We start from the raw sequence: 19,697 nt of genomic DNA, 5'->3' as shown, positions 1-19,697 counted from the left end.
AGGAATTGAGAGAAGACATGTCACAGGACCTGGCACAAGTCGCGAAAGAGCGCGGCATCCGCTACTTCATGATTTCCTACACCGATCTGTTCGGCGGGCAGCGCGCCAAGCTGGTTCCGGCATCCGCCATTGCCGACATGCAGAAAGACGGTGCGGGCTTCGCTGGCTTCGCGACGTGGCTCGACATGACGCCTGCGCATCCGGATATGTTTGGCGTGCCCGATCCGTCAACGCTCATCCAGCTGCCGTGGAAAAAGGATGTCGCGTGGCTGGCAGCCGACTGCGTGATGGATGACAAGCGCGTCGCGCAAGCCCCGCGTGTGGTTCTCAAGAAAGTGCTGGCTGATGCGGAAAGTCAGGGTCTGCGCATCAAGACCGGCGTTGAGTGCGAATACTTTCTGATCAACGTCGATGGAACCGCCATCTCCGACAGCAAGGACGTTGCCGCAAAGCCCTGTTACGATCAGCAGGCGTTGATGCGCCGCTACGACGTCATCGCCGAAATTTGCGACTACATGCAGGAACTCGGCTGGGGCCCGTATCAGAACGATCACGAAGATGCCAACGGCCAGTTCGAAATGAACTGGAACTTTGATGATGCGCTCATCACCGCCGACCGACATTCGTTCTTCAAGTTCATGGTCAAATCGATCGCAGAAAAGCACGGACTGCGCGCCACGTTCATGCCGAAGCCGTTTTCCGGCCTTACCGGAAACGGTTGCCACGTGCACATTTCAGTGTGGGACAAAACCGGCACGCAGAACATGTTCCTCGACAACACCGATGAAGTTGGCATGTCGCAGCAGGGCTACAATTTCCTCGGCGGCATCATGCGTCACGCCGAGGGGCTGGCAGCGATCACCAACCCGACCGTCAACTCCTACAAGCGCATCAATGCGCCGCGCACCATCTCCGGCGCCACGTGGTCACCGAATTCGGTTACGTGGACCGGTAACAACCGCACGCACATGGTGCGCGTTCCGGGCAAGGGTCGCTTCGAGTTTCGTCTGCCAGACGGCGCGGCAAACCCGTATCTGCTGCAGGCTTCGGTGATTGCTGCGGGCCTCTCTGGCATCGCGCTCAAGGCGCATCCGGGTAAACGCTACGACATCGATATGTATCAGCTCGGCCATACGGTGACGGACGCGCCGAAGCTGCCACTGAACCTGCTCGATGCCCTGCGCAGCTTCGATAAGGACAGTGAACTGAAAAGCGCGCTCGGCAACGAATTTGCGAACGCCTATGTGAAGCTGAAGAATACCGAGTGGAACGCCTATGCGTCTCACTTCACCCAGTGGGAGCGGGAAAACACGCTCGACGTTTGATCTTGTCAAAACACCATAATCGGGGAGCCGTCTCCTGGGCCGGCTCCCTTTTTCGTACACGCACCATCACAGACGGCGTGGCGCACCCTTGCTCATCCACGGTGGATAGACGAAGCGCTCCGTGTTGTATGGCTCCGGCGCAATCATCGACAGCCGCTCTTTCAGATCCTGGATCTGATAGAATATATGCGGCATGCCAAGCGATGGATCGCGCGTAACCACGGGATAAGGCACGACCGCCTGCCAATCGGGATGATAGCGGATCGTGCCGTGCACGGTGCGATAGATCATGCCGCGCAACGCGAACGCCACTTTCCTGTTCTGTTCGAAATTCCCCGGCGCACCGGAGCCCCCCGCCATCGCCGCTGCAACCGCATAGTGATGCATGTTGCTGTAGGATTGGCATCCGATGGAAGCCGTCGAGCCGGAACCAAAGCGCGCCGTGTAACGCTCCTCGAAACGCTTACCCATTTCATCGCGCAGCAGCCCCACGATCGACGAGACGATCACGCCCACACTTGCTTCCTGCGCGATGTCTGTGAAGGTGCGGTGAACAGCCCCGTACTGCAAATAAACAAGGCAATCGATCGGGTTTTCTACGAACTGCCGCTGAAAATATGCCAGATCGCCAGCATAGAAATGCGTGTTGGCGAGCACGGCAGGATCTGTCGCCCGCACTTCCTCAATGACATCGCGCCACTGGCTTGTCGGCGTCTGCACGATCTTCGGGCCGAAGCACACCTTCCAGCCAAAACTTGTGGCCGAGTTCGCCATCGCGTTGGCGATGACGATACTGTACGGCGTCGATCCCGATATGATCGCAATACGATCCGATTTTGGAATCCATTGGCCGGTGTCGCGCAACCACGATAGAAACTTGATGAAGCCCGGGCCATACCAATACTCGGCCGGATCGGCCATGAAGCAGCCGAAATATCGCTGCGGATCACTCATCACCGTGTCGTGGTGTTGCAGCAGCGTGTTGGCATGCACGTAAATGATACCGGCATCCGCTATCGGCTCGTATTCCGAATTCTGCGCGCCGATATTGTATCCGTTGATGATCGCGTGAACCTGATGCTTCTCGATCAGCCAGCGAGCGGCCGTCACAACTTCTTTGGCGGTCTGCCGGCACGTATCGGCGAAGATGGGTTGAAACGGGCGCCCGAAAAGACCGCCGCGTGCATTCAATTCTTCGCAGGCCAAGATCATGCCGTTGCGGAATTCGGCACCATCCGCTGCTGACGGGCCTGTAAGCGGAACCATGCTCCCGATCGGAACGGGCTTGGAGCGATCATCCACGTAAGAGCTGTCCTTCGCTGGCGGTTTCAGATGTCGGCCGATTTCAAAAGATCAGGTTCGAAAAGCAGATTGTGCATCATCACGCGCAGTCGTGGCGGACTAACCGGCTTGATCAAGACGGGAATACCCGCGTCGCGGATGCCGGCAATCACCCGCGGCTCAGCATCTGCCGTAACGATTATGGCGGGCGTATCTTCGCCGGTCCTGGCGCGAATTGCAGCGATTACGTCCGGCCCTGTGCGTACTTCAAGATTGTAGTCCGCGATGATCATGCGGGGCGCGACCGCGCCATCCTCAACCAGCTCCAGCGCTTCGTCCTCGTTCGCGGCAGCATGCACGTCGATCCCCCAGCGCCGCAGCAACTGTGTCATTGACTCGCGCAGAAAATCATCGTCCTCGATGAGCAGCATCGGTATGCCTGCGAACTCACCCGCGACCGTCTCGCTGATATCCACCTCAGCGCTGATATCACTGTGCCAGATGTTACCCAGCGGAACCCAGACCGAAAACGTCGATCCGCGGCCGACCTCAGAGCGCAACCCGATCGGCAGCTCCAGAAGATCCGCCAGACGTTTTGCAATATTGAGACCGAGCCCCAGCCCCTTTTTCTGGATCTGATTATTGTCGGTGACGCGATAAAACTCCTCGAATATGCGCCCGAAATCTTCCTGACGGATCCCGCGCCCGGTATCGAGAACGTCGATGCGCAACCCATGCCCTTCCTTGCGACACCCTACGAGCACGCCACCAAGCTCAGTGAAACGGATCGCATTGCCGACGAAGTTGCTGAGGATGCGCTCCAGCAGCGCGCGATCGGTTGCAACGGTCTTGCTTGGCGCCACGAACCTGAGGCGCAGCCCTTTCTCCGACGCCTGATGATTAAACTGGATATGCAGGCGCTCGAACAGCTCCGAAAGTTGAAACGAGGTGATGCGCGGCTGCACGCGTCCGGCATCGAGCTGACCGATCTGAAGCAGCGCGCCGAGCAGGTCTTCCATGATCGATGTCGCCACGCCCATCGCGTGCAGCATCTCGGCGCGTTTCTCGTCGTCCTGCTCCCGCACGCAGCTGTAGATCAGGATCTTCAGAGAGGCGAGCGGCTGGCGGAGATCATGGTTGGCGGCGCGCAGAAAACGCGACTTCGCCTCATCCATCGCTTCCGCAGCTTCCTTCGCCTCGCGCAACTCCCGCTCGTTGCGCTTGATCGCGGTCACATCGGTGAATGTAACGACCATACCGCCCGGCGCTGATGGCCGCTGCCGGACATGTACAATATGCCCTGAAGCGCACTCATAATCGGCGTCAGTGGCGACGCCGAAATCGTTGAGTGTGTTCTGAAACCGCTCATCCGGTTCGCCGGGGATCATCCACTCCTGCGAATGGGCAATGAGCGAAGCGTACTCTTCGTAATCCATCCCGATGCGGACCGGCAAATCCCAGTTGCGGCGAAAGCCTTCGTTGATGAAAACGAGCGCACGCTCAGCCGACCAAACGAAGATGCCGTCATCAGTGGCATCAAGCCCCGCCCAGATGGCATCGAGCTTCTCGTCGTCGACAGATCGTCGATCGGAAGTATCACGCATCGATTAAACAGGCGCGCGGCCGAAGTGCGTCACCGCATAATGCACGGCGCTCGTCCGGTCCGGGAGATTGAGCTTCTTCATTGCATTGCCGATATGGATACGCACGGTCTGACTGCTGAGCCCCAGCTTCTCGGCGATATTTTTCACAGATGAACCGCTGCCCAGCAGCGAAAGAACATCACGCTCGCGCTCCGTCAACGTATCGACATCGCGAGTGGTTGACGTCTGCGGCTTTGGCGGTGGCGGCGAAGATGAGCGCGAACGTTCCAAGATGCGCCGCGGAAACGAGACTTCTCCGGCCAGAACACGCTCCAGCGCACGCTCTATCTCGGGCCCATCGGACGATTTCGGAATGTAGCCGATCGCGCCTTGCTCTACCGAGCGGATGACATACTCAACGTCTTCATGCACTGAGACGATAACAACCGGAACGTCTCGAAACTTGGTTCGCAGTGCCCGCAGACCACCCAGCTCCTCGAACCCCGGCATCACCAGGTCGAGCAGCACCAGACTCGTGTCCGGATGCTGGCCCAAAAGAGCAGTCAATTCGCCGAAGGTTTCCGCCTCGTACGTTTCAAGCGTCTGGTTAAGTCTACGCATCACCTGCTTGAGGGATTGCCTGACCACCCAGTGGTCGTCCGCGATAATGACCTTCATCGTTTAATCGCTCGCTAGCTCGTTGCATCAGCCAGAGCCTCTAGATGCGAGGCGCCCAACGCTGACCTTCGATTAACCACTGCCCAGATTCCACAATGGTCACACTTTGCCGCTGATTCCAAGCGAACGCCCGTAATTTCTGACGGCCTGCGAGCGGCGCTCCACCCATTGAACCCTCCCGGCAACATCCATCTCGGCTCCATCCGCATCTGCACACTTATACGGCGAATGCATCGGAAAAAACGTAAAATCGCATACCCCTTGGGCAACAACTCATGCGTTTTGTCTAGTCGATAGCTCTAGTTGGTTATAAAAATAATTCTAGCGAACGTGTCGTGGGGACGCGCTCACTCACTCCGCCAGATCCCAGGGGGTACCTGTAATGAAGATTACCCGGCGCAAACTGCTAACCACCACCTTGGCCGCCTCGGCGGCAGTTGGAATGCCGCATGTATGGATCCCGGGCTCACGCGATGCCTGGGGCGCGACGCTGAAGAAGGGCGCGCCGCTTAAGGTGGGCGTCCTCTTTTCGCTCACCGGCGCACTTGCGGTTCCTGAAGAAGACTCCACCCTCGTCCTTCAATATGCCTTTGACGAGATCAACAAGGCGGGCGGCATCGGCGGCGTTCCAGTCGAACCGGTGATTGTCGACGCGAAGTCCGACTTCAGCGTCTACTCAGAGAAAACCAAAGAGCTGATCCTGCGCGAAAAGGTTATCGCCCTGTTCGCCTGCTACACGTCTGCAAGCCGCAAGGCCATTTTGCCGACGATCATGCAGCGGGACCATCTGCTCTATTACCCGACCTGCTACGAAGGCGCCGAATGCACGCAGAACGCCATTTGCACCGGCCCGATCGCCAACCAGCATTCGAAGGACTTGATCCCGTACATGGTCGAGAACTTCGGCAAGAAGGTTTTCTTTGTCGGCTCGAATTATGTGTGGCCGAAGGAATCCAACAAGAACGCCAAGATCTGGCTTGAACAGGTCGGCGGAGAACTGGTCGGCGAAGAATACATTCCGCTCGGCAGCTCCGAATTTGGTCCGGTCCTGAACAAGATCCGCGACGCCAAGCCGAACTTCATCTTCTCCACCGTTGTGGGTGCTTCCGACGTCGCCTTCCACAAGCAGTTCAAGCAGGAAGGCTTCAAGGTCGATCAGATGCCCATCGCATCGCTGACCACCGGCGAGATCGAAACGCGCGCAATGGGTGCCGAGTTCGGTGCTGGCCATTTCCTGTCGGCGCCCTATGTGCAGACGCTCGACAATCCGACCAACCACAAGTTCGTCGAAGGCTTCCTGAAGAGCAAGTACGGCAAGAACGGCGTCACCCATTACAACATGGAGGAGACGTATCTCTCAGCCTACGTGTTCAAGGCCGGCTTCGAGAAAGCCGCTGCTGCGGTCGGCTTTGAGAACGTCACCCCGCGCGCAATTCGCGATCATTCGGGCGGTATTCGCATCAGCGATGACATCTCGCCCGAGGGTGAAGTCTGGATCGACGAAAACAACTTCAACACCTGGCTGAAGCCGAAAATTGCCCAGTGTCAGGGCGACGGCACCTTCAAGGTTTTGAAGTCCGCCGACACCCACGTCGCGCCCGATCCGTTCTCCATCTACCCGGAGTCCGGTGTGTGCACCAAAGACGGCCTCAAAGCGCCGGACGGCAAGATCCGTAAGGGCGTGATCTGAGGTGAGAGCGGGCCGCCCTGCCTCGCCGATCTGGCGGGGCGGCCTGATCCGGACGCTGGATACGCGACCGGCCGCGGTCGCAGGGGGTTGATGTGGATTTTGGCTCAGTTCTGAACGCGCTCATCCTAGGCGTCAGCATCGCAAGCATATGGCTGATAGCCGCCTTGGGCCTGACGATCATCTACGGCGCAGCCGGCGTCATCAACATGGCACACGGCGCGCTGATCATGCTCGGCGCCTACAGCTCCTACATGCTGCAGCACTATGTTGGTGTGCCCTATCTGCTGTGCATTCCAGCTTCGTTCGTGATCGTCGCGATCATCGGCCTGATACTTGAGCGCGGCCTCATTCAATATTTATACGATCGCCCGCTCGACACGCTGCTGGCAACCTACGGCGTATCGCTCGTTCTGGTGCAGGGTGTGCGCCTGATCTTCGGATCGGACCCGAAATATCTCGCAGTGCCCGAGATCTTCTCGTCAAACATCTCGCTCGGCTTCGCAAACATTTCGACATTCCGCGTTGTCGTGATTGCCGTCACCGCGCTACTGGTGCTCGCGTTGTGGATACTGTTCTACAAAACGCGCTTCGGCATCCAGGTGCGCGCGGTGATGCAGAACAAGGAGATGGCCGCATCGTTCGGCATCAACTCCAGCCGCATCTACATGATGACGTTCGCTCTTGGCGCGGGTCTTGCGGGCGTCGCCGGCTCACTGTTCGGCGTTCTGAACATCGTGCTCCCGACCATGGGCGACAGCTACGTCGTGCAAGCCTTCCTCATGGTTGTCGCGGGCGGTGGAACGTTGGCCGGCACCGTCATCGCCAGTGGCTTTACCGGTGAGCTCCAATCCGTCTTCGCCTTCATCACCAACGACACCTTCGCGCGCTTCGTCATCTTCCTGCTGATCGTGGTTTTCCTGCGGTTCCGCCCTCAGGGCCTGTTCGCAAAAGGCGGGGTACGCCGATGAACACGAAAACATCAGCAAAAGGCGTTGGAACAGACAGCGAGACGACGATGGGCAATCCGTATCACAACAAAACCGCGCAATGGATCGCATACGCGCTCTTCTTCCTCGCGCTCGCAGCCATACCGTTCAGCGTTGACGACGACTTTCTGCTCAACCAGCTCGCGACGTACGGCGTATATGGAATGCTGGCGCTATCCATCAGCCTGTGCTGGGGCTTCGGCGGCATTCTCAATCTCGGCCAGGGCATCGCATTCGGTCTCGGCGCCTATGGCATGGCGATGACCATGCAGATGCAGACGCAGACGGCCGAAAATCCAATCCCGCCGATCATGCTGAACAACGGCCTCGACTATCTGCCGTTCCTTTGGTGGCCGTTCCAGAACACGGTCAGCGGCTTGATCTTCGCCGTAGGCATTCCGACGCTGTTCTGCGCCGTGTTTGGACGGATAATGTTCAAGGCCCGCGTGTCGGGAGCATTCTTCGCCATCATGACGCTGGCGATGCTGTCAGCCTTCTACACGATCATACTGGATCAGCAGGCCTACACCGGTGGCGTCAACGGCATCACGCCGCCATCGCCGCTGCAGCTCGGCTCGTTCCAGATCGATCCATACAGCCCCGCTGCGTACTGGACAGTTTTCTTCGCACTGCTGATTGCGACCGTCATCGCCAAACTGATCACGCAGAGTTCTTTCGGCCTGGTGACGCAAGCCATCCGCGATGATGCGGAGCGCGTACGCTTTCTCGGCTACAGCGTCTCCAGCTACGAAACCACCATCTACACAATCTCCGGCCTCATCGCTGCAGTTGCCGGCTGCCTTTGGGTCATGGTGGTGCAGTACGTGTCGCCTGCACAGCTCGATGTTGGCTTGAGCATCTCGATGGTGATCTGGGCGGCGATCGGCGGGCGCATGTCACTACTCTGGGCCATCATTGGCGCGTTTCTCATCCAGGGCGGCCAGAGCTATCTGGGCGACGCGTTCCTCTCCACCTGGCTGCTCATCCTCGGTGGCTTCTTCATCGTCGTCGTACGCTTTCTGCCGAACGGCCTCGCAAGTCTGGTCGAAGCCGGACTGGGCATGCTGGCCAGCAAGCCGAAAGAAACGTCCTTCCGCGAACCCAGCGGCGTCAAACCTGTTCCCTCGGAGTGAGCCATGGCCGGATTGCTTGAAATCTCTCACCTCTGCAAAAGCTTCGACACCATCAAGGTCATCGACGACTTCAGCCTTGAGGTTACGGAAGGCACGCTGTGCTGTCTCGTCGGCCCGAACGGCGCTGGCAAGACGACAACGATGGATCTCATCACCGGGCGCATCAAGCCGACTTCCGGCAAGATCATTTTCGCGGGCGAAGACATCACCGGCGCCGACGAACACGCTATCGCCCGCGCTGGCATCGGTCGCAAATTCCAGGTGCCTGCGGTGCTGCGCGACCTGACGGTGCGTGAAAATCTTTCCGTCGCTTACAGCCGCCAGACCAATCCGTTCTGGAACCTGTGCCGCTTCAAGGTGCCGGGCCTCGAACAGAAGATCGACGAGATCGCAACACTCGCTGATCTCACGCATCGGCTCGGCGAAAAGGCCGGCATCCTCTCCCACGGCGAAACGCAGTGGCTGGAAATCAGCATGGTGCTGATGCAGGAGCCGCGCCTCATGCTGATGGATGAACCCATCGCGGGCATGACCGAAGGCGAGATCGAAAAGACCGCGCGCATTTTCAAAGATCTGCGCAAGAGCACGACGCTCATCGTGGTGGAACACGACATGGGCTTCGTGCGCGAGATCGCCGATGTCGTCACCGTCATGCACATGGGAACGCTTCTCGCGCAGGGCTCGCTGCATGAGATCGAAGCCGATCCACGCGTGCGCTCAGTTTATCTCGGCGAGCAGGAGGCTGCCTGATGCTGCTCAGCTTCGACAAAGTTTCATCCTATTACGGCGCCACCCAGATCCTGCGCAACGTCTCGTTCGATCTGGAACAGGGGCAATGCCTGTGCGTGCTAGGCCGCAACGGCGTCGGCAAGACAACCATCATGCGCACCATCATGGGGCTGACCGATCGCACGACCGGATCGATCACCATGGGCGACGAAGCCATCGCCAATAGACCGCCGTATCAGCGCGCTGGCTACGGCATCGGCTATGTCCCGCAGGGACGCGGCATCCTCGCGGATTTCACCGTGCGAGAAAACATCCTGCTGGGCACGTTCGCGCGCAAGGACAGCGCACCGGAAATCCCTGAACTCTGCCTGCGCATTTTCCCTTACCTCCGAGAAAACCTCGACCGACGCGCCGGGCTGTTATCCGGTGGACAGAAGCAGCAGCTCGCTATCGCGCGCGCGCTTGCTGTCGGTCCGCAGGTGTTGCTGCTCGACGAGCCGACCGAAGGCATTCAGCCCAACATCGTGCACGAGATAGGTGAAATTCTGCGGATGCTGAACAAAGAACTCGGCATCAGCCTCATCCTCACCGAGCAGCACATCAAGGTCGCCCGCAAACTGGGTGATGCTTTCCTCATGGTCGACAACGGCCGCGTCGTTGCACGGGGGCCGATTGGCGAAATGACCGATGAACTGGTGGAGCGGCACATGACGATCTAGGCCGCACCACACGCTCAATCCGCTCGTCTCTGCGGAGACAAATATCAAAACCAAACCTACGGAGCGAAGAATGATCTCAATCCCGAAGAAAGGTACGCCCGAGCGCGAAGAACTTATCCGGCTGCACAGGGAGTGCGTCGACTCTATGAAGGGCGTCGCAGGTTTCTCGGTGCTGAAGTGCGGTGAACCGGGCGACACCACGGTTGTATCGGGCGGTGTGCATGAGCATCCGGTTCTGCGGCGTGTGCTGCTGCGTATGCGCGGCGAGTCACCGAAGGGCAAGCTGATCGTCATCTGCACGAAGATCGACAAGGAATGGCGCATCGGCCGCCTGTCCGGCATCCGCGGTGTGCCACCCGTGTTCGTCAACGACAAGATCTACACCGATGAGCAGGAAATCCAGCACGACATATTCGTGATGCGCCTCGACGAATTGCCGGAAACGGCGGGCATGCCGGAAAACTTCACCGAAGGCTGGAAGCACCGCGACGACAACTGGCCCGTGACCTGACCCCATTCGTGAGCTGAGGCAAGCCTCAGCCCCAACCTGACAAAACAAGTTCCTGCCGCGCACTCCACCGAGTGCGTGAACGGCAAAGCCATGCAGGAAATCCTGACAGACTGGAGAAGAGCATGTGTGCGATGAGGCTAACCGGATACGCTGACAAATTCGGTGTTCATCCGGGCGAAACCATCAAGTTCTACGTCAACTGCGACGGGCCTTCGGAATTCAAGGCCGAAGTCGTGCAGATGATCCATGGCGACACCAACCCGCGCGGCCCCGGCTTCATCGAACGCCCGATCGAAACCAAGGCAACCGGCACATACAAAGGCCGCAAGCAGATCATCCACGGCGGCTCTTACGGCTACGTCGAAGACAAGCCGCAGCTCCACGTCGACAGCTTCACGCTGCAGTGCTGGATCTGGCCGACAACACCGAAGACGCATCCGCGCTACTGGAAGCACGGCGCGCAGGGCCTCGTCACCAAGTGGATGAGCGGTCAGGGTTACGGCAAAGGCTACGGCCTGTTCATCAACGATCAGGGCTGCCTTGAGCTGCGCATTAACGAGCACAAAGTTACCACCAACGTTCCGATCCGCGATCACGCGTGGCACTTCGTGGCCGCAAGCTACGACGCAGCAACCGGCGAAGTGGTGCTCTATCACGAGCCGCAGGTTGTCTATGCGCTCGATCCGGTCATTGAGCCGGTGAAGGCGAACATCAAGACCAAGATCATTCACACCCCGGCGCCGGTTGCACTTGGCGCTTACGTTGATCGCATCGACGATGATCCGCTGGCGAAGTCAGCGCTGCCGTCAGGCGTTTGGTTTTCCGGCAAGTACAACGGCAAGATCGACAGCCCCCGGATCTGCAACCGCGCGCTAAACCGGTTCGAGATCGAACAGATGAAGGCCGGCGCGCAGCCTGGACTGACGGAGCGACGCAACTCCGGTCCGACCGGCGCACTCTCGGAAGTGATCGTTGCAGCCTGGGATTTCTGGGACGGCATCGACACCATCGTCGCCAAGGACAACGGCCCGTATCGCTTTGATGCCAAGCTGGTCAACTGCCCGACGCGCGCGTTGACCGGTTACAACTGGTCCGGCCAGAACTTCGACTGGAAGTACGCCAAGAAGGAATATGGCGCGATCCACTTCCACGACGATGACGTCGACAACGCCCGCTGGCAGGTCGATGTTGAATGGGACGTTCCAGCCGAAGGCATCAAGAGCCGCTTCTATGCGCTGAAGGTCACCACAGCCGAAGGCGACGAAGATTACATCCCGTTCTGGGTCGTGCCAAAGATCGGCAAGGAGCAGTCCAAGATCGCCGTGATGGTGCCAACCATCAGCTACATGGCCTATGCCAACGAGCACGTCGCGTGCAACGCAGGCGGCGCGGAGCTGTTTGTATATCGTGTTCCGATCATGCAGCACCAGAACATGTTCCTGGCCGAGCACCGCGAGTACGGCGGATCGATCTACGACACGCACACCGATGGCTCGGGCATCTGCCTGTCTTCGCGTCTGCGGCCTATCCTCAGCATCCGGCCAAAATACGATCACTTCCTTGCGCAGGCGCCGTGGCAGTATCCCGCCGATCTCCACCTCATCTACTGGCTGGAGACGATGGGCTATGAATACGACGTCATCACCGACGAAGATGTAACCTACGATGGCGTCGCGCGTCTGGAGAACTACAACGTCGTCATCACCGGTTCGCATCCAGAACACAACTCAGGCACACAGCTCGACGCACTGCATAACTATACGCAGCGCGGTGGCCGCCTGATGTATATGGGCGCCGACGCGTGGTACTGGGTGCACTCGTTCCATCCGGCATACGAAGGCATCGGCCGCGGCGTCGTCACGGAGATGCGGCGCTGCAGATCCGGCATCCGCACCTGGCGCGCCGAACCCGGCGAATACTACCACCAGGGCACCGGCGAACTGGGCGGCATGTGGCGCTTCCGTGGTCGCTCGCTGTACTCGGTCGCCGGCGTCGGCATGACGAACGAAGGCTTCGACGTTTCGACCTACTACAGCCGCACACCGGACAGCATGGACCCGCGCGTTGCGTGGGCGTTCGAAGGCATTAGCTATGACGAACCGATCGGCAACTTCGGCCTCGTCGGCGGCGGTTGCGCCGGCCTCGAACTCGACATCGTCGACGTTACGCTGGGTTCACCGCCGCACACGCTCGCGGTTGCCACGTCCGCTGGCCGGCACACCGAAGCCTACCTCCTCGTCATGGAAGACTTCGGCTTCAACCAGCAGGGTCTCGACGGCACCACGCATCCACGCGTGCGCGGCGACATCGCCTTCCACGAAACACCGAACGGCGGCGCGTGCTTCGCGTTCTCGTCGATCGCGTTCTGCGGCTCGCTGCCCTGGAACAACGGCAAGAACAATGTCTCGACGCTGGTCGGCAACGTGCTCAACCGCTTCATGATGGATGGCCCGTTGCCACCACCACCCGCTGACGCGGTGAAGCATCGCGGCCGCGCAGACTACGAGAGCCCTGCCCTCACTCCGGCAACGTAAGGGCACATCGGCCCGGTGCCCGCGCCCCCGTCCGCGGGCACCGGTTCTCTGCCATCGAATGGCATAAACGTGGAGGGTTGTTTCGCATGTTGCTTCGCCCCGACCTCGGCTTCCACGACGAAGGACACGATCTGTCCAGCGCAGCATTCTATGCCGACGCCTGCGCTCCGTTCGGCACCGCGCGCGTGCTATCGCCGATCTCCGTTCGCTCGCTGCGCTTCAGCATGCTTGAGGACGAAACAATCTGGACCAGAGATTGGGTCGTCATCGGTTACGAAAAACAAATTCAAAACGACGGCGATCTACTGCCGTTCACGGTCGGCAATCACGGCATCCATGTGCAGCGCCAGGATGGCGGACTGACCGGACGCTTCAACAAAGCCCAGCATGGCGGCTGTCGCGCTATTCCGCTGCAATGCCGCACGGGCAAGAAAACCAAATGCTCGTTCACGTCGTGTGGCTACAGCCGCGATCGCGACGTTATCCCTGCTAGCGATCTGGGTGACGCGACGCCGGAGATGGAGCAATACCTCGGACTACGACCTGAACGGCTGCTCAATGTGCGGACGTTTACGTTCGGGCCGATGATACTTGTCAACCTCGACGTCTATCCGGCACCGATTGGCGACACGTTGCAGGCGCTTAATCAAGCCGGGGGCTTCTTCGCCACTCCCCAGCCAGCGCTGACGGATTCGTGGCTGTGCGAATTTGATGCCAACTGGAAACTGCTTGGCAAGCATCTGTCAGAGGGCGATGGCAGTGCCAGCCAGGCTGACAGCGATGCAGGCATCTGGCGGCTGGTGCACGGCGCAATCCAAGGACAACCGGCAACGTTCGCATGGCTTTTCCCCAACCTCGTCCTGATCCGAGCGGGCGATGAAACATGCGCGATCGTTCTGCAGCCGACAGCGCTTGGTCGAACGATGTGTCGCTGCTTCGTCTTCAACAGCAACCGCGATGATGCCGCCTCGTTCTGGCGCAGCGAGATAGAGCGCCGCGCCGCTGCGGCGGTGGAAGAACATGTGCAGCTGTCGCGGTGGGGCACGAGCTTCAAGCCGGAAACGATCGGCGCAGCAATGCCTCTGCAAACAAGCCAGCAAGGTCACTGGATGCAACGGATGCTTGCGGAACGCGCCGTACGTGCGCCGCGAAAACCGTTTGCGCAACCGATATTTCAGCAAGTGAGAGGATAACGGCCATGCTTTCGCTCAAACTCACCGTCGATAAGAACAACAAGCTGGCCGAAGGCGTGACAGCCTACGGGCGTGGCGCATTCACAGAAGCGTTCGAGCTGTTCACCGAACTTGCAGACCACGGCGATGGTGACGCCAAAGCCTGGCTCGCCGCGATGTATGCCAATGGTGAAGGTGTGTCAGCCTCCATGCCTACAGCGGTTTGCTTCTATCGCGAGAGCGCGGCAGCAGGAAACGTTCAGGCGCAGACCAACCTCGGCGCGATGCTGGCCATGGGACAAGGTGTTGAACGCGACGTCAACGAAGGCATCGCGTGGCTGACAAAAGCGGCCGAACAGAACGACATGTTCGCGCAATTCAATCTGGCGACATTGTATTCCAAGGGCGAAGATATTCCGCTCGACAATGAGCGTGCGGCCAAATGGTATCGCGCAGCAGCCGAGGCTGGCCATTATCCCTCGCAGGCGCGGCTCGGATATTTTTATGTCAATGGCATTGGCGTCAAAAAGGATCGCGTCGAGGGCTACCTGTGGCTGACGCTGGCTGCACAGCACGGGGTCGGCACCGCACTGAACGCTCTCGAAGCGCTCGTGCCGCAAATGTCGCTGGATGAAAAGCGCCAGGGGTCTGCCCGCGTCAGATCCTGGCGTTCGCGCACCGCCGATGTTTCCCGCCACGCGCGCCTGCGTCTTTTTTGAAAGGCGCACGCGATGGTCTTCAGTGCACAGCAGATCAAGTTCGAGTTTCTTAGCTACATAAAGGAATTCGGCGGACAGCCTGCGGAGTGGCACGTCGGATGCGCTCCCGATGCCCCCAAGGCGATGTTCGAGCAGGCTGACGTCGATTCCGAACATGACATCTGGCTTTGGAAGCCTGCCCTGTCACCGGCGGCAGCGCGTATCGTGTACCGCTACCTGACCGAACAACTGGGCGTAAACCACGCAGCATCCGCCTGCGACGGAGCTAATATATTCCTCTACAAGCGCACGCCCCAGCGTGACGCATAAATGGGCTGTTCTCCTTAAAAAACTGCACATATTCAGCTCATTGCGATTTGCGCGCCACTACCCTAGCGACATCCTCAAAACGCCAGCATTTCTCCTAGATATTCTTTCTAGACTCCATCTAGACTTTCCAGTGTCAGTTCTTGATCCAGGGGAATGCCAACTATGTCGTCGTACAAGCCTTCGCTTTTGGTTGCGGGTCTCATGTGTGCCGCTGTCTCGCCCGCCGTCGCCGGAGATTCTTCGTCTTCGCAACTTCCGTTCAACGTGCTTTTCGGAACTAAGATTGCGAACGAATACAATCTGCGCAGCGTGTCGCAAACACAGGGCCGTCCGGCCGCGCAGGGATACATCGAGCTGAATTTCGCCAACGGTCTTTACGCTGGCTTCTGGGCATCGAATGTCGACTTCGACGCGACAGATCCGTACGCTGAATTCGACTACTACGGCGGCATCCGCCACAGCTTCGATGCCCTCTCGCTCGATGTTGGCTACGTCTATATCGACTACATCGGCGAGAACCCCGGCAATCAGCTCGATTTCTGGAAGATCTACGGCATCGCCAAGTATGCGCTCACCGACGATCTCACCATCGGCGCCAACCTTTACTGGTCGAACTCATTCATCGGTTTCAACGGCGTCGATGGCACTCACTCGTCATTCTTCGCCCGTCGCGCGCTGCCGGAGTTGAACCTGCCCTACGACATCTCATCGTACGTTTCGGGTGAGATCGGCCATCAGTGGGTGGGCAGCAATTTCGCACCCGGCTACACGTTCTGGAATGCCGGCATGGGCTTCACGCACAAGGCCATGACGCTCGACCTGCGCTACACTGGCTCAGACCTTTCGAAAAGCGAATGCGTTGCCTTCATCGGCCAGGCCGACTCGTGCGGCAACCGGTTCCTGCTCAGCCTGTCGTTCGATACGTCGCTGAACCAGATCAAATAGGCGCGAAAACGCCATTGCGAACGCGCACGCTGCAATGTCGATCACACGAGCGCCATTAGCCAAGCCGCGAAGCTGGCCAGTGGCGCTTGCGTTTCGAATACTGTTCCGAGGACCGCCGACACGCGTCATTACTGTTTGCGCTCGATGACAAACTTTCCGTCCGCCAGACGCCCGGTGATGGTGCACGATGCCGCGCCAGCCTTGCCGCATGCGCTGCCGTGCACGGATATGGCGATGCGCCGTTTCTTGCCGCTACCACGCAACTTCAGGCCATAGGATAGAAACTCGCCGGCTTCGGCGAACGCGCCATTCCGGCTGCCGCTATACAGTCGCAACGTACATCCGCCCGATCCGCAGAAGGTCTCCGTCGCTCCGTCGCAATGGACGTATTGATAGTCGATGATCGCATCCTCACGGCCATCGCCGTTCAGGTCCATCATCTCGATGAAGCCGGGATAGAATTCGATCTCGCTGCACTGGCCAGCCAGCAACTGCCGCTCATGCTGAAGGATGTCCTTGACTTCGGCCGCCTGCACGCTCCCACACAACAACAGAGCGGCAGCAGTAAGCATCGCGCGGGCAATCATGGTGTGCTTCCCCCAAATCGGCTGGCGTAAATCCTCCAGCAGGATATTCCACCGCCAAACTAATGTCTGCGTACGCGTTGCACCGGCAGCCCGCTATCAGCAGCAGTCGGCTCCTGGGGCCCTCCGACGCCCCCACCGACCATGCGCCTCGGTGCCACAAATGCCGCACCCGTCCCTGGGTTGGGCGCCGATTGCAAGAAAACATGAACGCCGTTGCGTCGGGCGGGTTGACGGCAAGCCCCGCGCCTGAGAAGTCAAGCGTGCATCCGGCTGCGGTTGCGGGGCATTTCCCGCATTATTCATACCCTCAGGTCCCACCGTGCAAGATTACGTCAGAAAAGTCCTCGGCGCTCGCGTCTATGACGTCGCCATCGACAGCCCGCTCGACGACATGCCGCGCCTTTCCAAGCGGCTGCATAACCGCGTGCTTCTGAAGCGCGAGGACCTGCAGCCGGTGTTCTCGTTCAAGCTGCGTGGCGCCTATAACAAAATGGCCGGCCTTTCGCCCGAAGCACTCGAGCGAGGCGTTATCTGCGCATCCGCCGGCAACCACGCACAGGGTGTCGCCCTTTCCGCCCGCATGTTGGGCACCAAGGCCACCATCGTGATGCCGTGCGCCACACCCGGCATCAAGGTGCAGGCGGTGCGCAGCCGTGGTGGCAATGTCGTACTCCATGGCGACAACTTCGACGAAGCCGCCGCCCACGCCCGCAAGCTGGAAGCTGAGCAAGGACTCGTCTTCATTCATCCCTACGACGATCCAGATGTGATCGCCGGGCAGGGCACGATCGGCATGGAAATCCTGCGCCATCATCCCGATCCGATCGAAGCCATCTTCGTGCCGATCGGCGGCGGCGGACTGGCCGCGGGCATTGCCATCTACACCAAGTTCCTGCGCCCCGAGATCAAGATCATCGGCGTTGAGCCGGATGATGCGGCGTGCATGCAGGCCGCTGTGCGTGCTGGCGAGCGCGTGCTGCTGAACCATGTCGGCTTCTTCGCGGACGGTGCAGCCGTGCGCCTTGCGGGCGAAGAAACGTTCCGCATCTGCCGCGAATATCTCGATGACATCATCACCGTCACCACCGATGAGGTCTGCTCGGCCATCAAGGACATCTTTGAGGATACGCGTGCAGTTCCCGAACCCGCTGGCGCACTGTCGCTCGCTGGCCTGAAGCAATACGCCGAAGCACATGACATTGCAGATCGCACGCTGGTTGCCATCAACAGCGGCGCCAACATGGACTTCGACCGCCTGCGCCACATCTCGGAGCGGGCCGAGCTCGGCGAACACCGCGAAGCGTTGCTGGCTGTGACCATTCCGGAAACGCCAGGCAGCTATCGCCGGTTTATCCAGCTTCTCGGCCGCCGTGCCATCACCGAGTTCAACTATCGCTTTGCCGATCCGAAGTCGGCGCACATCTTCGTCGGCGTGCGGCTGTCCAACGGCGAAACAGAAAAGCAGCAGATCATCGAAACACTGGCCGAGAACGGCTATGGCGTCGTTGACATGAGCAACAATGAGATGGCCAAGCTGCATGTGCGCTACATGGTCGGCGGCCGCGTCGAAGGGCTCGACAACGAGATGGTGTTCCGCTTCCAGTTTCCGGAGCGGCCCGGCGCGTTGCTGCAGTTCCTCGACAGCCTGTCCGACCGCTGGAACATCACGCTGTTCCATTATCGCAATCACGGCGCCGATTATGGCCGCGTGCTGGCGGGCATCGACGTGCCACCGCATGAGCGCGCTGATCTGAAACGCAGCCTGGATGAGCTTTCGTATCCCTATTGGGACGAAAGCGACAACCCGGCCTACGCGTCGTTTCTGTCGGACCGCAACGGCAACGGCCGACTGCCCAAGACGAAGTCGGCCTAGAACGCCAACTCTTCCATCAACCACGGCGCTGCTCTGACCATACACTGGCCACGTCCGCGCCTGAAGGGGTGTGTGCGAAATGCGACACGCCGCACCTAAAGTACGTTTCGCTGGACAGCTTGAGATGCCGGAGGCGGGCACCACCCCACTCGTTCCCAACCGGCAATGCATTGACCGCAATCGATAAAAATGACTTTTTTTGTATAGTTATATTCTAGCCCACCAGCACGGACGGCAAGCGATGGTTCATCGCGCTGTTGCCAGCATAAAAGTGCTGGTTTATCGGGAGGATAGTGGCGCTCTGCGTGGCCTTCCAACTGTCTTACCGCAGGCCATGCCGCGTCCAACTCAATGGGTTCTGGGGGCTGTTTCGTATCGCGTAGTCAGCGGGGCATCTGTGGCCATCTCGGAAAATCGCTTCGACCAATATCTTCTGCACCGCGGCGAGCTGGTCGACTACGCAACGGCCATCGTGGGCGATCGCGCGGGCGGTGAAGACATCGTCCAGGACGCGTTTATTCGCCTGCGCTCCATGGCGGCCGATCGCACGATTGACGAGCCGCTCGGATACCTGCGCCGGATTGTGCGCAACCTGGCTCTGGATTGGGTGCGCAGGCTTTCGTTCGAACGACGTTTGTTCGACGGCGAGCAGGCATCGGCGACGGTAGCGGCGGACAACCCGACCCAGGAACAGGCGCTGTCTTCGCGGGATGATCTTCGCTTGCTGATGCAGGCAGTTGCGGAGCTACCGGAGCGCACGCGCATCGCGCTGGAATTGCACCGTTTCCACGGCTGGAAACTGAAGGACATTGCCGATCATCTCGGCATCTCGCCGGCGCTGGCGCACAATCTCGTCTATGAGGGGCTGGACCACTGCCGCCAGCGGCTGGCGCAGCCCAAAGCGCGCTGACCGGTCGGAAATT

At 59.5% G+C, this 19,697-nt stretch carries 18 protein-coding genes; 14 read left to right on the top strand and 4 right to left on the bottom strand.

Going from position 1 to position 19,697, the window contains the following annotated elements; genetic code table 11:
- Positions 1-17: 17 nt before the first annotated feature.
- Complete coding sequence (glnT, locus tag QEZ49_RS00365; protein WP_280383121.1) at positions 18-1,325, top strand: type III glutamate--ammonia ligase; 1,308 nt, start codon at positions 18-20, stop codon at positions 1,323-1,325.
- A 66-nt stretch (positions 1,326-1,391) separates the two neighbouring features.
- Here the strand turns inward: glnT and QEZ49_RS00360 are convergent, their stop codons facing one another.
- The 3 genes from QEZ49_RS00360 to QEZ49_RS00350 are packed head-to-tail and all read right to left on the bottom strand — an operon-like array spanning position 1,392 to position 4,867.
- Positions 1,392-2,627, bottom strand: coding sequence for an ABC transporter substrate-binding protein (locus QEZ49_RS00360; RefSeq protein ID WP_280383119.1), 1,236 nt, complete (start codon positions 2,625-2,627; stop codon positions 1,392-1,394).
- A 26-nt stretch (positions 2,628-2,653) separates the two neighbouring features.
- Positions 2,654-4,210, bottom strand: a complete 1,557-nt coding sequence (locus QEZ49_RS00355; protein WP_280383117.1) for an ATP-binding protein — start codon at positions 4,208-4,210, stop codon at positions 2,654-2,656.
- Between the two features lie 3 nt (positions 4,211-4,213).
- Positions 4,214-4,867, bottom strand: a complete 654-nt coding sequence (locus QEZ49_RS00350) for a response regulator transcription factor (protein WP_280383116.1) — start codon at positions 4,865-4,867, stop codon at positions 4,214-4,216.
- 382 nt (positions 4,868-5,249) lie between these two features.
- On the opposite strand from QEZ49_RS00350, the gene QEZ49_RS00345 reads away from it, so the two are divergent.
- The 11 genes from QEZ49_RS00345 (at position 5,250) to QEZ49_RS00295 (ending at position 16,314) form a co-directional block, all read left to right on the top strand.
- Positions 5,250-6,557 carry a transporter substrate-binding domain-containing protein gene (locus QEZ49_RS00345; RefSeq protein WP_280383114.1) on the top strand — a complete coding sequence of 436 codons (1,308 nt, stop codon included), beginning with the start codon at positions 5,250-5,252 and terminating at the stop codon, positions 6,555-6,557.
- Positions 6,558-6,649: 92 nt separating this feature from the next.
- Positions 6,650-7,525 carry an urea ABC transporter permease subunit UrtB gene (urtB, locus tag QEZ49_RS00340; protein ID WP_280383112.1) on the top strand — a complete coding sequence of 292 codons (876 nt, stop codon included), beginning with the start codon at positions 6,650-6,652 and terminating at the stop codon, positions 7,523-7,525.
- Positions 7,526-7,572: 47 nt separating this feature from the next.
- Positions 7,573-8,676: an urea ABC transporter permease subunit UrtC gene (urtC, locus tag QEZ49_RS00335; protein ID WP_348534780.1), complete on the top strand. Its 1,104-nt coding sequence runs from the start codon at positions 7,573-7,575 to the stop codon at positions 8,674-8,676.
- A 3-nt stretch (positions 8,677-8,679) separates the two neighbouring features.
- Positions 8,680-9,426: an urea ABC transporter ATP-binding protein UrtD gene (gene urtD / locus QEZ49_RS00330; protein WP_280383108.1), complete on the top strand. Its 747-nt coding sequence runs from the start codon at positions 8,680-8,682 to the stop codon at positions 9,424-9,426.
- Positions 9,426-10,124, top strand: a complete 699-nt coding sequence (gene urtE / locus QEZ49_RS00325) for an urea ABC transporter ATP-binding subunit UrtE (RefSeq protein ID WP_280383106.1) — start codon at positions 9,426-9,428, stop codon at positions 10,122-10,124. The genes urtD and urtE overlap by 1 nt, the downstream gene beginning before the upstream one ends.
- Positions 10,125-10,194: 70 nt before the next feature.
- The gene (locus QEZ49_RS00320) at positions 10,195-10,635 is read left to right on the top strand and encodes a N,N-dimethylformamidase, small subunit (RefSeq protein WP_068463385.1); all 441 of its coding nucleotides are present in this window, start codon (positions 10,195-10,197) and stop codon (positions 10,633-10,635) included.
- 122 nt (positions 10,636-10,757) lie between these two features.
- On the top strand, positions 10,758-13,169 hold the full coding sequence (locus QEZ49_RS00315) for a N,N-dimethylformamidase beta subunit family domain-containing protein (RefSeq protein ID WP_280383103.1): 2,412 nt from the start codon (positions 10,758-10,760) through the stop codon (positions 13,167-13,169).
- An 86-nt stretch (positions 13,170-13,255) separates the two neighbouring features.
- A complete protein-coding gene (locus tag QEZ49_RS00310) occupies positions 13,256-14,362 on the top strand; it encodes a ring-hydroxylating oxygenase subunit alpha (RefSeq protein ID WP_280383101.1) in 1,107 nt (368 codons plus the stop codon).
- 5 nt (positions 14,363-14,367) lie between these two features.
- The gene (locus tag QEZ49_RS00305) at positions 14,368-15,060 is read left to right on the top strand and encodes a tetratricopeptide repeat protein (RefSeq protein ID WP_280383099.1); all 693 of its coding nucleotides are present in this window, start codon (positions 14,368-14,370) and stop codon (positions 15,058-15,060) included.
- Between the two features lie 12 nt (positions 15,061-15,072).
- The gene (locus tag QEZ49_RS00300; RefSeq protein WP_280383097.1) at positions 15,073-15,369 is read left to right on the top strand and encodes a hypothetical protein; all 297 of its coding nucleotides are present in this window, start codon (positions 15,073-15,075) and stop codon (positions 15,367-15,369) included.
- A gap of 162 nt (positions 15,370-15,531) precedes the next feature.
- Positions 15,532-16,314, top strand: coding sequence for a TorF family putative porin (locus tag QEZ49_RS00295; protein WP_280383095.1), 783 nt, complete (start codon positions 15,532-15,534; stop codon positions 16,312-16,314).
- A 128-nt stretch (positions 16,315-16,442) separates the two neighbouring features.
- Here QEZ49_RS00295 and QEZ49_RS00290 read toward each other — a convergent pair whose 3' ends face one another.
- Positions 16,443-16,901 carry a hypothetical protein gene (locus QEZ49_RS00290; RefSeq protein WP_280383093.1) on the bottom strand — a complete coding sequence of 153 codons (459 nt, stop codon included), beginning with the start codon at positions 16,899-16,901 and terminating at the stop codon, positions 16,443-16,445.
- Between the two features lie 319 nt (positions 16,902-17,220).
- Here QEZ49_RS00290 and ilvA point away from each other — a divergent pair, with 319 nt between their 5' ends.
- Together ilvA and QEZ49_RS00280 are read left to right on the top strand one after the other, a co-directional pair.
- The gene (ilvA, locus tag QEZ49_RS00285) at positions 17,221-18,774 is read left to right on the top strand and encodes a threonine ammonia-lyase, biosynthetic (protein ID WP_280383092.1); all 1,554 of its coding nucleotides are present in this window, start codon (positions 17,221-17,223) and stop codon (positions 18,772-18,774) included.
- A 397-nt stretch (positions 18,775-19,171) separates the two neighbouring features.
- A complete protein-coding gene (locus tag QEZ49_RS00280) occupies positions 19,172-19,684 on the top strand; it encodes a sigma-70 family RNA polymerase sigma factor (protein WP_280383090.1) in 513 nt (170 codons plus the stop codon).
- Positions 19,685-19,697: the final 13 nt, after the last annotated feature.

The sequence above is a fragment of the Hyphomicrobium sp. D-2 genome, from assembly GCF_029872155.1.
GTDB lineage: Bacteria > Pseudomonadota > Alphaproteobacteria > Rhizobiales > Hyphomicrobiaceae > Hyphomicrobium_A.
The sequence above is the reverse complement of the archived record's forward strand: the minus strand, read 5'-3'. Positions and strand labels throughout refer to the sequence as shown.

Coding starts and splice junctions, on each gene's coding strand:
- QEZ49_RS00305 (WP_280383099.1), top strand. CDS start 14,368: ATGCTTTCGCTCAAACTCACCGTCGATAAGAACAACAAGCTGGCCGAA.
- QEZ49_RS00295 (WP_280383095.1), top strand. CDS start 15,532: ATGTCGTCGTACAAGCCTTCGCTTTTGGTTGCGGGTCTCATGTGTGCC.
- urtD (WP_280383108.1), top strand. CDS start 8,680: ATGGCCGGATTGCTTGAAATCTCTCACCTCTGCAAAAGCTTCGACACC.
- QEZ49_RS00290 (WP_280383093.1), bottom strand. CDS start 16,901: ATGATTGCCCGCGCGATGCTTACTGCTGCCGCTCTGTTGTTGTGTGGG.
- glnT (WP_280383121.1), top strand. CDS start 18: ATGTCACAGGACCTGGCACAAGTCGCGAAAGAGCGCGGCATCCGCTAC.
- QEZ49_RS00310 (WP_280383101.1), top strand. CDS start 13,256: ATGTTGCTTCGCCCCGACCTCGGCTTCCACGACGAAGGACACGATCTG.
- urtE (WP_280383106.1), top strand. CDS start 9,426: ATGCTGCTCAGCTTCGACAAAGTTTCATCCTATTACGGCGCCACCCAG.
- QEZ49_RS00320 (WP_068463385.1), top strand. CDS start 10,195: ATGATCTCAATCCCGAAGAAAGGTACGCCCGAGCGCGAAGAACTTATC.
- QEZ49_RS00350 (WP_280383116.1), bottom strand. CDS start 4,867: ATGAAGGTCATTATCGCGGACGACCACTGGGTGGTCAGGCAATCCCTC.
- QEZ49_RS00345 (WP_280383114.1), top strand. CDS start 5,250: ATGAAGATTACCCGGCGCAAACTGCTAACCACCACCTTGGCCGCCTCG.
- QEZ49_RS00315 (WP_280383103.1), top strand. CDS start 10,758: ATGTGTGCGATGAGGCTAACCGGATACGCTGACAAATTCGGTGTTCAT.
- QEZ49_RS00300 (WP_280383097.1), top strand. CDS start 15,073: ATGGTCTTCAGTGCACAGCAGATCAAGTTCGAGTTTCTTAGCTACATA.
- urtC (WP_348534780.1), top strand. CDS start 7,573: ATGGGCAATCCGTATCACAACAAAACCGCGCAATGGATCGCATACGCG.
- QEZ49_RS00355 (WP_280383117.1), bottom strand. CDS start 4,210: ATGCGTGATACTTCCGATCGACGATCTGTCGACGACGAGAAGCTCGAT.